The organism is Photorhabdus sp. RM71S (genome assembly GCF_042879355.1).
Classification (GTDB): Bacteria; Pseudomonadota; Gammaproteobacteria; order Enterobacterales; family Enterobacteriaceae; genus Photorhabdus; species Photorhabdus kayaii.
This window is the reverse complement of the sequence record NZ_JBHFKV010000040.1, coordinates 38,513-50,283: the sequence shown is the minus strand read 5'-3', so window position 1 is coordinate 50,283 and position 11,771 is coordinate 38,513. Positions and strand designations below refer to the sequence as shown.

The window sequence follows — 11,771 nt, the reverse complement described above, 5'->3', positions numbered from 1 at the left end:
TATGGAAGAGAGAGATCTTAACGTTTTAATGAGAGAAATGCCTATAAAAAGTCATATTTTGATTTTTATTTAACTAAAATAACCTTATTAAAAATGTGAGATCTCACCCTGCCTAAAGAGTTTTCACTGAGTTGGCCTGTTATCCTTAAACCAGTTCAAGATGAATTCATTCAACGAGCTTATGAGTTTGGTTTCAAGCTAAAGCCAAAAGTTCTCAAACTTCAACCTCTTCCTATTAAGACAAAGTATAAACAGCTGAAGAATCTTTCCGCATTTCAAAGCATATCGCTAAATGGGGAAGTAGATATTATTGATCTTAGGGTATCCGATAAGGTGGATACTAGTTCTTTTTTGAATCTATTTACTATGCTATTGAACTCGAAAGGAATAGATGTAAGGTTTAATTGGTTAGAAGATATTGGTATTGAGAATATACAAGACTATGAGCCTAGCAGCGATAGTCGGATATTGATCTTATTAGATCAGACTTCTGGGATAGTTGATGACAGGTATCCTTTGAGCGAGCCCCTGCGTTCTAAATGTGCTGTCCAACACATTAACGTTAACCCCAATGATTTTATGGGTGATGCTATAGAATCTGGTTTATTGATGGAATTTGAGGAAAAAGAAACAGGTAAATTTATTCTTTATCCAGATTTTGAACAGAAGTACTTTAATTATGGGATCTCTGAAATCAATGGAAAAGAATATCAAGAGATGTTAGTGAGGAATCTCGAAATTAGTGTTAAAGAATTATTGCTAAAACAGCTATTGCTATGTCCTGAGGTGCGGGTTTCTGAATTATTGCCTAAACAGGTGGAATGTCTTAATGAAAGGATGGCCATCATTACCGATGGCTATTTCTTTACCGTTAATCAAGATCGTCCTGTTTTGATACCTTTTAACCCTACTGATCCACAATTAGTAAAAGTCTGTGACCAATGGCTCCAAAAATTCGATACATCTGTAGTTAAACTGCTAGAATTATTAGAAGAAAAGTGGCCATATAGTTACCGTCCTCAGGAAGTGATGGATAGGTTTGAGACCGAAGTAGAGAAAGTTCGGCGTTTTGTGAAACGCTTAACTATTATTTTGAGTAAGGAATTAGCAAATGAGCGGGTGTCAATTATTTTGCAAGATCCGAAGTATGACACGCCACATATGTTACCTAAGGGGATGACCGATGTTTTGTCAGATATGAATAAGCAAGTTCAACAACATCTTGTATATCAATGGTTGTTACCTGATCTAGAAGTGCTCATTCAGCAGATAGGAGAGTTAACTGAAGAAGGAGAAATTAGCCAAGGAAAAGCGGCTACGCTTAATAAAGAGTTGCCTCAACTAGTCGGATATTGGAATAATGAATTAGCGGATTTGATGCGGAATAATATTGATAAGACAGATTACAAAACAATTAAGCAAGCAGTTTTTTCAAGGTGGTTAAAAAAGCAGAACTCGGTTTTGAAAGGAAATGCTCAGCCTAAAAAGACAGCTAGTACTTCGCTTATCTCGTCATGGGATAGCCTTTTATCTCGGGTTTTTGATAAGCCATTGAAAGATATAAAAGGTTGGTTGCGAAATGTTCCGGGAATACAACGATTGTGGTATGACAATGAACAACACTACTTTGTTGTTGGTGGTTTATCTTCACCTAAGGCTCAGCTTCAGAGACAACCTAGCATCAGGCAATGGCATGCCCTGCAAGGTAAATTAGATGTTGCACTACTGTGTGCTTTACTAGATGTAGATTGGGTTCGTATGAATCAATTAGCAGGAAATCCATGTGTGGCTACCCTAATAAAAAGATGGAAAGAATGTCATCTAGGTAAAGAAATCGCATTATTACCGAAAGGTAAGTTAGAGAGTATTTAAAAAATTTCATCAAATCTCAAGTATATCTCTATTTTGTGATTAATTGTGCAAAATAGAGATATTTCTTACGTTAAAAACTTTAAAAATTAAAATGTTAATTATAGTAGTTATCATTAGTCTTTTATTTTTATGTGCTGAATTAGACTAATAAGTGCAGAGCAAATTAGAGATTTAGCCGAATTTGTCGGTTTTCTATAACAGAAAATGGGGTTGACTGGGAAGATAAAGTTGATTGAAAAGCAGAATGTGTTATTTATGAAGGTACAATTCCAGAGTATCCCATAAGTTATTTAGTGAATATCCGTTAACCAATGATTCAGTGCGCTGTAGTCATTGTTTTGTAGAATTATATTCGTTAGCTCAGAGAGATATATGCGAAAATATTGTAATGAAAGTTGATAATAATACTTTCTAGATATTGGCAAGGAAGTGTGAAAATAGATTTGGGTAATTATGTTATTATTTATAATAACAATCAGTTCAATTTAAATATTAAACGAACGTTCCTATGATATCCTGTATTACCTAAGAACTAGGGTGATAAGTTTGGGAGATAAGTAGTCTGATATTTGAGGCTGTATGGGAAGATGAAGTAATTCTGATATTAGTGGCTAAAGCAGTTTTGGCGGTTAGTTATAGAAAGGAGTAAGCGAATGGCAACAAGGTACATTGGACTTAAAGAAATGTGCAGGCTGACGGGGAAAAGCCACCCCACATTGTGGAGAATGTGGGCAAAGCGGAATGAATTCCCTAAGCCAGAAAAAACTCCAGGAGGGACGTTTCATTGGGTGGTCTGAAAATATATATGAGGCATGGGTAAAAGAACAAAACTCTAACAGCACCTGTTAGAGCATCCGTTTTCCTAACAGCGCCCGCAGAAATGCGGGTAACTCTTTGATTTTACTGGCGCACCCTACAGGATTCGAACCTGTGACCTACGGCTTAGAAGGCCGTTGCTCTATCCAGCTGAGCTAAGGGCGCATCTTGAGAGATGAGCTGCATCAGTAATGCTTTGACGCGGGGAGAGATTATACGGTGAAACCCATTGAGTCAATGGCTTTTCTGCTTATAAATCTTCATCTGGCTATTTTCTGATTATCAATAAAACTGACAGCACGTTCATGTTCTGACAAAATAGGCGATATCCCAATGTTTGATTTATGGATTTATTCGTACATGCCAGCAAAAATTATTGACGGGAAAACGATTGCGCAGACAATCAGAAGTGAAGTCGCAGTGCGTGTTCAACAACGTGTTGCTGCGGGAAGACGCGCTCCTGGTCTTGCCGTTGTTTTAGTCGGCGAAAATCCGGCTTCTCAAATTTATGTCGCAAGCAAGCGCCGTGCCTGTGAGGAAGTCGGGTTTGTTTCCCGTTCCTATGACCTGCCAGATACCACCAGTGAAGCCGAGTTGTTGAATCTTATCGATCAGCTTAATAATGATTCAGAAATTGATGGTATTTTGGTTCAGCTCCCTTTACCTGCCGGTATTGATAATGTCAAAGTTCTGGAACGTATCCAGCCTGATAAGGATGTTGATGGCTTCCATCCCTATAATATTGGTCGTTTGTGTCAACGCGCTCCAAAGCTGCGTCCCTGTACTCCGCGCGGTATCGCAACGTTGCTTGAGCGTTGTGGAATTAATACTTATGGGCTGAATGCCGTCGTTATCGGCGCTTCAAATATTGTTGGTCGCCCAATGAGCCTGGAGTTGTTATTGGCTGGCTGTACCACCACGGTGACTCATCGCTTTACTAAAGATTTACGCCACCATGTGGAGCACGCAGATTTGCTCATTGTGGCGGTTGGTAGACCAAACTTTATCCCTGGTGAATGGATTAAACTTGGCGCTATTGTTATTGATGTCGGAATTAATCGTCTGGAAGATGGAAAAGTCATCGGCGATGTTGATTTTGAAACCGCGTCAGAGCGTGCAAGCTGGATCTCTCCGGTTCCAGGGGGGGTTGGCCCAATGACAGTCGCGACACTTATCCAGAATACCTTGCAAGCCTGCGAGGAATACCATGATGTGGAAAAAATTGAAGGTTGTTAATGGAAATTTTTTATTTAGAAGGCCATCCTCATGTGGCGCTATGTGATCTGTTGAAGTTTCAAGGGTGGAGCGAAAGCGGCGCTAGCGCTAAAGCGGTTATTGTTGAAGGTCTGGTTGAAGTAAACGGTCAGATAGAAACCCGTAAACGTTACAAAGCTATAACCGGGCAGGTTGTTACCTTTAATGGTAAATCTGTTCACATTAAAGAATGATTAAAACGGGCTTCCTTAAAAATGAAGGGAGCCGCAGATTGCGGGTAAAGTACTCGCTTTTTGGTTGGGATTGACCGAAAAGGTGTTTAATCGGTATGTTTGGAAAGTGAGTTAAAGTGCGATTAAGCTTGATTTGGTCAACCGAAGTATCTGTAGTTAAAAAGTACCTCGATGAAAAATAATGAAAATGTAAAAAGGTTATAATGGTAAATAAGAATTAAACCTTAAACTTAATGTACAAGTTAATCTCTGTTAAATGTGAAAAGCACTAATAAGTAGAAAAGGTTTTTTATATCGGAGATAAACGGGATGATGAAAAATATTTTAGCTTCGATATTAGCTTGAGTAAACGGATAACCAAAATGGATATTTTTATTAACCTAAGTTGATTTTACTGGAAATTTTTATTTTACCCCGTAATTCTCTATTTATCTTGTCCACGGTTATACGTTTAAGCTGTAGGTAACCAACCTTAGTATAAGCGTGGTTTTAATCATCCAGTGGGTTGAGTTTTTACATGCGAGCTCTCTCATAGTGTTCTGTGCAGGTGGTATTTAGGTATTAAAAGGTCACTTAGCAAATGGTATAAAATTTTAACCCTGTTTAGTGAATATGCAGTATTTAAGGTGTTGTGCGCTTTTAATACAATACTTATTGAAAAATGTTTAATCTGATGATAATTTAAACTTAATATACTGATTTTAATGATAAAACAAACCAGTGGAGTAGATAGTTTGGAATTAAATCAAGTGATTAAAGCTCTTAATGAATCCGGTAACAACTGGAGTGTAGAGCAAATAGGTGAATGTCTTGCAATTACTAACGAAGACGGAATTAAAGCTCATCTGGCTATTTGTGGCAGGCAAATTACAGTGGAAGCATTACTGTTTTCAGAAGAGAATGTTTTAGATCCCGCTTCTTTAAATCAGTTTATTTTAGAAACGCACAAGATGATTCCTCTGACTTCAGTTGGAATAACTAAAGTAGATGGTCAATCTTACTATACCGCTTTTGGTTCATTGTCATCAGAATCAAAACAAGAAAGCGTTGTCATCGAAGTTTCTACGTTGTTTGCCAACATCACTGAACTTCTTGATGCGTATTCTGAGTTCCTAAAATAACAATATAGAGGCAAATATTAATGAACGTGTGGAAAAAGCTTTTTAAGGCAATTAAAGGAACGGTAAATAACGCGGCAGAAGCTGTTGCTGATGGCAACGCACTGACGATTCTTGATCAGGAAATCCGAGAAGCAAAAGCAGAAATCCGCCGTGCGGATGAAAGCCTGGTTAGCATTATTGCTAAGCGAAAAATGGCAGAGAAAAAGGTCTCAGATATCAAAAACAGTATCACAGAGTATGAGGGTTATGCTCGCTCTGCTGCGGGTAAAGGTGATAATGGGCTTGCTCTGGAGTGTGCTCAGAAAGTTGCGACCTTGCGTGACGAACTGGAAAGAGAACAAGGGTTGTTTGAATCGTTCCAGAAGGCTGAAACGACGCACCGACACACTGTGCAAGAAGCGAAAAAGAAGGTGTCTCAGCTTGAGAACCAAGTTGATTTGGTTAAGGCAACTGAACAGGTGCAGAAAGCCCAGGCAGCGACTCACAGTTCTGTTGTTGGCGCTTCTTCAAAAACATCTACTGCCCTTGATTCCCTTGAGCGTATCAAGTCACGTCAGGCTGAGAAAGCGGCTCAGTTCGAGGCTCAGCAGGAGCTCCACGATAGTATGACTTCTAGCGATCTGGATAAAAAGCTTAAAGAGGCTGGCATAACTTCAAGTTCTATGTCCGCAGAAGATGAACTTGCTCGTATTCTTGGCAAGTAAATACCCAGTTGTTAAATCAAGATCCTGCTTTTTAAAGTGGGATCTTCCTATCAAGAGATATTTCTATGCTTTCCAAAATCGTAGATGCGTTTAAGAGCGCATTCGGGGGTAAGGCGGTTGCGCCTGTTGTTCCAAAGGTGCCGGAAGTATTAGGTTTGCGTATTGGTGGTGCACTTGAGATAGACCCGCTAATGCTAAAACTGATTGAATCTGACCTAACGATCGAAAATGCAGCTTCAACTCAGCTTATATGTTCCGTTGGTGTTGTCGACTTAGGTGATAACGTGCGTTTGGTTCGTTATTACACAGATGACGAAGGTTACCTTCAAGTGCTTCAAGAAGGGGAGGGGGATGACGGCGTGAAGGAAGTGAGCCTGTGGTACTTTTACGAAACTAAACCGATCGATTCACAAGCTCAATGGGATGCGCTGATTGAAAACGGTATCGTTACACCAAGCAGACGATATGATCTCGATGGTACCCAGTTCTCTCAGTTATGGGACAACATTAAGCCTGTGGCTGTTACCGAAAAAACTTACAGTAAAGAGGGTCACATAACCGAAACTGATCAGTTTGTGATGGTGTATACGCGTCAGGTTGCTCATAACAGAACAGAAGAACTTCAGGTTGTGGGAGAAGAAAAAGTTGTAGGGAGTCATCTGGATAGATTGATGGTACTGAGCACCGGTATTCAACTTAACCAAACTGATTTTAAAGTGGTGGCATAAATGATCACATTGGAAAATGAAGAACAGGCTTTCACTCAATTTATGCATGGTGTAGGCAATTTTGGTTTGTGTTTTGGTTTGGCGCTGGTTTTTTTCATTGTTTTCAAGTTCATCTACACAATAATTACTCCGCATGATGAATGGAAACTTATTAAGGAAGAGAAGAATAGTGCCGCTGCGATATCGCTTGGTGGCGCGCTGGTTGGTTACAGCATCGCCATTGCAAGTGCAGCAAGCAACTCTGTGGGGGTTATTGATTTCGTGATGTGGAGTGTTGTTGCGCTGTTGGCTCAGATTGCTGGCTTCTTCATGGTTCGCATATTCATGATGCCAAAGATTGTATCCCGCATTGAGAATAATGAGGTCCCTGCCGCGGTTGTGCTGGCGGCGGTGTCAATTTCTGTTGGTCTTTTAAACGCAGCCTGCATGACTTACTGATTTAGGGATTGTATGACGAACGGGAATAAAAAGCGCAGAATGCGCAGCACAGCCATTAACATTGAGAGTAAGCGTAAATATTGGCGTGGTTTCTCCTTCACGTCATTGGCGCTCAGTGTCGGTTCACTCGTTGGTTGTGGCCAATCGGCGGATGAGCTGTCAATTCATGTTTATAAGGATTTGGCGTCTTGTCAGAATAATCCGAAGAATACGATCGCTGCTCAATGTGAAACTACATACCAAGCAGCATTACGCGAAGCGGAGCGTACTTCGCAGAAATTTCGCCGGAAAGCTATGTGTGAGCTGGAGTACGGTGAGTGTGAAGCAATGCCGGGGGCCGTAGGTTATCGCCCGAAGATGGCCGCCTTTATGATGGCGGAGGTGAAACCAGAACAGTTTAACAAGTACGACATTGCGGAAAAGTATCGCAATGTGTTCTACCAGCCACTATTTACTTCAACATCAGGCTATGGCGACTTGTACGGTAAGCTTTTTTTCGCTGATGGTAAGGTTATTGGCGTCTATTCCGATATTGGCAATATCCAGTACGAGATGAACCGACGTTATTTGCAGCCGCTGGAGACGGTTCGCCTGCCAATGGAGAAACGAGAAGTTTCTCAAGTTGGAACGAATGCAAATGTTGTTGCAGGTATAAACCCTGTACTAAACTCCCGATCAACTGCTTATATCGCATCTGAGATCGTTGATGAAATCGGTGATTATTCAGCGCGTAAGCATAAAGAGAGAATGTATCGCGAGCGCTTGATACGTGAAAAGGAGCAGAGGTTTAAAAGCAGCGATTCCCGTTATTCTGGCGGCTATGATAGCAAGCCAATCGTCACTACCAAGTCTTCTGGTGGTTTTGGTTCAATATCTTCCGCTAAATACAGTTGGGGTGGTTAACCGGCGCTGACATTTTATTAGCAGGCTTTTTGTTATCAGTGTTTTGCATCGAGGCATTATTGCTGAATTAAGTGTTTGTGCGATGATTTTTTCCAAGATTCAAATAAGCATTATCAAAGGGTTAATGTCATGCTTCAGATCCCAACAACACCTCGTCATGATTGGAAAGTGCGAGCAAAAGAATTTGGGTTTGGTTTCCATACAATCGATAATGAGCCGTACTGGACGGAAGACCGTTACTACCAGTTTACTCTCAAGCAGATTGAAGAACATATTGAAGCTCCGACAGCGGAAATCCACCAGTTGAGCCTTCAAGCAGTAGAGCAAGTGGTTAACAGTGATGAGTTGATGGCTAAGTTCCAAATTCCAGAAGCAATGTGGTCATTGGTTCGTGGATCTTGGAAGCGCAGAGATCCAAGTCTCTATAGTCGCCTTGACTTTGCCTATGATGGTAAAAACCCGGCTAAATTATTGGAAATTAACTCAGATACACCGACTTCTATTTATGAACATGGTTTTTTTAGCTGGCTGTGGTTGGAAGATAAGGTTAACCGTGGTGAATTGCCTCATGCTGCTGATCAGTTCAACTTACTACAAGAGTTGCTTGTTGATCGCTTCTGTGAACTGAAACCCTTTTTGCCATTCAACACGCTTCATTTTGCTTGCTGTAAGGGCACAGAGGAAGACAAGGGTACGGTCGATTACATGGCTGATTGTGCCAGAGATGCAGGTATTCATACTGAGTTTGTCTACATTGAGGATATTGGACTCAGCGAGTGTGGTAAGTTTGCGGATAGTAATAGCAAGATCATTGATTCTATATTCAAGTTGTACCCGTGGGAGTTCATGTTTCGTGAAGAATACGCTCAACACTTGGTTACGGCGGGGGTTAACTGGTTCGAGCCAATATGGAAATGTATCACCTCGAATAAGGCAATTTTGCCATTGCTTTGGGAGATGTTTCCGGGACACCCAAATCTGCTTGAAGCTTATTTTGCCGATGATCCAAAAGCCAAGCATCTGACTCATTACGTCATGAAGCCGATATTCAGCCGTGAGGGGGCGAATATCAGTATTCATCAAGATGGCAGAGTGGTTGAAGAAGTAGATGGTCCTTACGGTGAGGAGGGCTATATTGTCCAGCAGTACACCCCATTGCCAAAGATCGGTAATATCCATGTCCTCATCGGTAGTTGGCTTATTAATGATACGCCTGCGGGTCTATCGATTAGGGAGGATATTGGCAGGATCACGAAGGATACATCACGATTTGTACCTCATATTATTTTAGGTTAATGATTCTATAACTATCTATTTCTGCTGCATAAATTTTCCATCTTAAAATAGAGAATTGATATATTTATTTCTGGAGCAGGGTGGAATACCCTGCTTTCTGGCTCTTAGTAAACATCTAACTTTATTGCTGAAATGTCATATTTATATGATTTTCATCCGTTTTTTAACATGTATTCTCCTTCTTCTTTATTATTATGGTGAAGTACTGTGCGCATCAGAAGTAAATCCAATTCGGTATCTGGGAGGTGTTTTTTGTCTTTGAGCTCGCAGCGGGTAACTGAATCATCTAATTCGCGGCAGATAAAGTTATGAATGTGTTTAAAACGTGGGCTATACTCCGTTTCGTCAGCGTTACGTTTGATGGCAAGCAGAGTCTGTATTTCCTGCATCAGCGCTGCGTCTGTAACAGTTCCGGCCAGTAGGGTGTCGAAGCGCATCGGGGGGACACCTTTACCAGCTTCGATCCAACGTACCGCCAGCAATGGGCGTAGTACATAAAGGTATTTTTTCAGCCGAATTTTCTCGCCTTTCAGGTAACTACGAAAGTTTTTCTTTGCCATTGACAGATAGTGATATCGCGCTCTGTTGTTGGAGAAATAGTCTGGTAATAGGGCACGTAGTACCGCCATGAACTCCACGTCTTCGTAGTAGATTACTGGTGAGTCTGCCCACTCCATCAGTGTCGGGTTGGCTCGTTTCAGCAGCCCTAAAGTTTTACGCAGTTCCCAACCACAGATATCCAGCTCGTTACTGATCGGTAGTTCAATGACATCCCGAGAGGGATCGACGCGTAAGTACCATGATGGCGCATGTACATAAATAAAACGTACATCGTAATCACTGTTTGTCGAGGCAAATCCCCAACCGCGGCTACCTGATTCACAGGCGTAGAGTATTCGTATTTGCAGCTCTGTCTCAAGTTGCGCCAGTTTTTGGCATATGTGTTGCTTCATGATGTCACTGATACCAAATTTTTCTTTCATCTTGATTATCCTTTTACGCAAACCACTTGACGCAGGGTGTGAACGATTTCTACTAGTGAAGACTGAGCGGCCATTACGGCCTCAATGTCTTTGTAAGCCATCGGAATTTCATCGATGACGTCGCTGTCCTTGCGGCATTCCACGTGTGCCGTGGCACGCTTCTGATCCTCTATTGTGAAGCGTTTTTTCGCTGCTGTGCGGCTTAATACTCGGCCAGCGCCGTGACTGCATGAGCAAAAACTCTGTTCATTTCCCAGACCACGTACGATAAAGCTTTTCGCACCCATTGAGCCAGGAATGATGCCCATGACGCCTTGGTGTGCTGCGACCGCACCTTTACGTGTGACTAACACGTTTTGGCCGAAGTGTTGCTCCTGTTGCACATAATTGTGGTGACAATTTACTGCTATGGTTTACCGTGCGTCCATGTGGTACGGCGATTTCAATAGCATGGCGGATAGCATATAGATTGTCCGGTAAATCTTTGGCATTCAATGAGGTACGTACTGCCATCATGCCACAGCCGATATCTACGCCTACTGCGGATGGAATAATCGCCCCACGAGTCGGGATGACACTGCCGATGGTTGAACCTTTACCAAGATGTACATCAGGCATAACGGCTAAATGACTGAAGATGAACGGCATTTTTGCTGTATTTAATAGTTGTTCACGAGCCTCTGCTTCTACGGGTACGCCATGAGTCCACATTTTTACGGGTGCGCTGTTTGGCGCGGTCATCAACTCGTAATCGTTTGCTCTCACATTGTTCTCCTGGTTATTCATTCGCCACTATTATTATAATTTAAAGTAACGAATATTTTTCCTTTTTAATCAATGCTTCTGAATTTATTTTTTATCTTGGTTTTCTTTTGAACTATTAGGAAAATATTGTAAATGAAAATTTTATTTCACTATTAATATAGTATTCTGTTTAATGGTAATTGCAATTATTTGAGTTATTATTTTGTTGCGTAATGTTGAATTTGTGATGCTAATCTATATAAAAATGTGTTTGTAAAATCGTATATGAATTTATTATAGTTTTACATTATGTTGATAATTGTAAAGGGAATGTAAAACAATTTAATTATTTAATATTATGATGTTGTTGTAATAGTGAGTTTATATACTATTCAAATAGATGTATATGATATATGCGTAATTATTATGTGGATATGAGTGGGTGTTAAATAAGTAATATTATCTTGTTGATATAATTATATATTTTTAATTATGAGTTTTATTTTTGTTTGGTGAGTGAATTTATATTGTCAAATGTGAAAAATAAACTCATACACTATTTATAACTGATAATTTATAATGAGTTAATGATTTCTTATTGTTTAAATATATGTAAAAATAGTCACAAATTATCACACTGTTTGTCATTCGCTAGATAAATATATATGGCTGTTATCACTTAATAATCATTAGTAAATTATGTTATCGTTGTTTTTAA

The 11,771-nt window shown here is 40.4% G+C and carries 10 protein-coding genes, 1 tRNA gene and 1 pseudogene; 9 read left to right on the top strand and 3 right to left on the bottom strand.

All coding sequences use genetic code 11. The features are described from left to right. Window positions 1–333 precede the first annotated feature (333 nt). A complete protein-coding gene (locus tag ACGF5R_RS18270; protein WP_387692088.1) occupies window positions 334–1,872 on the top strand; it encodes a hypothetical protein in 1,539 nt (512 codons plus the stop codon). Window positions 1,873–2,776: 904 nt separating this feature from the next. Here the strand turns inward: ACGF5R_RS18270 and ACGF5R_RS18265 are convergent. Continuing rightward, window positions 2,777–2,853, bottom strand: a tRNA-Arg gene (locus tag ACGF5R_RS18265). 195 nt (window positions 2,854–3,048) lie between these two features. On the opposite strand from ACGF5R_RS18265, the gene folD reads away from it, so the two are divergent. From folD to ACGF5R_RS18225, 8 genes are all read left to right on the top strand, one after another. After that, complete coding sequence (folD, locus tag ACGF5R_RS18260) at window positions 3,049–3,924, top strand: bifunctional methylenetetrahydrofolate dehydrogenase/methenyltetrahydrofolate cyclohydrolase FolD (protein WP_112879701.1); 876 nt, start codon at window positions 3,049–3,051, stop codon at window positions 3,922–3,924. After that, entirely contained in the window at window positions 3,924–4,136 is a 213-nt protein-coding gene (ybcJ, locus tag ACGF5R_RS18255; protein WP_112879694.1) for a ribosome-associated protein YbcJ, read from the top strand. Before folD ends, ybcJ begins: the two co-directional genes overlap by 1 nt. Before the next feature lie 734 nt (window positions 4,137–4,870). Next, entirely contained in the window at window positions 4,871–5,257 is a 387-nt protein-coding gene (locus ACGF5R_RS18250; protein WP_112879702.1) for a DUF2170 family protein, read from the top strand. Window positions 5,258–5,277: 20 nt separating this feature from the next. Continuing rightward, a complete protein-coding gene (locus ACGF5R_RS18245; RefSeq protein ID WP_112879695.1) occupies window positions 5,278–5,961 on the top strand; it encodes a PspA/IM30 family protein in 684 nt (227 codons plus the stop codon). A 65-nt stretch (window positions 5,962–6,026) separates the two neighbouring features. Beyond that, entirely contained in the window at window positions 6,027–6,689 is a 663-nt protein-coding gene (locus tag ACGF5R_RS18240) for a YjfK family protein (RefSeq protein ID WP_112896662.1), read from the top strand. Next, on the top strand, window positions 6,690–7,127 hold the full coding sequence (locus ACGF5R_RS18235) for a DUF350 domain-containing protein (protein ID WP_112879697.1): 438 nt from the start codon (window positions 6,690–6,692) through the stop codon (window positions 7,125–7,127). Between the two features lie 12 nt (window positions 7,128–7,139). Next, window positions 7,140–8,030 (top strand): DUF1190 domain-containing protein, encoded by an 891-nt coding sequence (locus ACGF5R_RS18230; protein ID WP_262981119.1) that lies wholly within the window; start codon window positions 7,140–7,142, stop codon window positions 8,028–8,030. Between the two features lie 129 nt (window positions 8,031–8,159). After that, complete coding sequence (locus ACGF5R_RS18225; RefSeq protein WP_262981118.1) at window positions 8,160–9,326, top strand: glutathionylspermidine synthase family protein; 1,167 nt, start codon at window positions 8,160–8,162, stop codon at window positions 9,324–9,326. A gap of 152 nt (window positions 9,327–9,478) precedes the next feature. On the opposite strand, the gene ACGF5R_RS18220 is transcribed toward ACGF5R_RS18225, so the two are convergent. After that, on the bottom strand, window positions 9,479–10,309 hold the full coding sequence (locus ACGF5R_RS18220; protein WP_387692086.1) for a nucleotidyltransferase domain-containing protein: 831 nt from the start codon (window positions 10,307–10,309) through the stop codon (window positions 9,479–9,481). Between the two features lie 5 nt (window positions 10,310–10,314). After that, window positions 10,315–11,074 (bottom strand): annotated as a pseudogene (locus ACGF5R_RS18215) (RtcB family protein). Window positions 11,075–11,771 lie beyond the last annotated feature (697 nt).

Bases quoted from the DNA above. Each gene is read 5' to 3' on its own strand.
- ACGF5R_RS18240 (WP_112896662.1), top strand. From the start codon at position 6,027: ATGCTTTCCAAAATCGTAGATGCGTTTAAGAGCGCATTCGGGGGTAAG.
- folD (WP_112879701.1), top strand. From the start codon at position 3,049: ATGCCAGCAAAAATTATTGACGGGAAAACGATTGCGCAGACAATCAGA.
- ACGF5R_RS18235 (WP_112879697.1), top strand. From the start codon at position 6,690: ATGATCACATTGGAAAATGAAGAACAGGCTTTCACTCAATTTATGCAT.
- ACGF5R_RS18230 (WP_262981119.1), top strand. From the start codon at position 7,140: ATGACGAACGGGAATAAAAAGCGCAGAATGCGCAGCACAGCCATTAAC.
- ACGF5R_RS18225 (WP_262981118.1), top strand. From the start codon at position 8,160: ATGCTTCAGATCCCAACAACACCTCGTCATGATTGGAAAGTGCGAGCA.
- ACGF5R_RS18245 (WP_112879695.1), top strand. From the start codon at position 5,278: ATGAACGTGTGGAAAAAGCTTTTTAAGGCAATTAAAGGAACGGTAAAT.
- ybcJ (WP_112879694.1), top strand. From the start codon at position 3,924: ATGGAAATTTTTTATTTAGAAGGCCATCCTCATGTGGCGCTATGTGAT.
- ACGF5R_RS18220 (WP_387692086.1), bottom strand. From the start codon at position 10,309: ATGAAAGAAAAATTTGGTATCAGTGACATCATGAAGCAACACATATGC.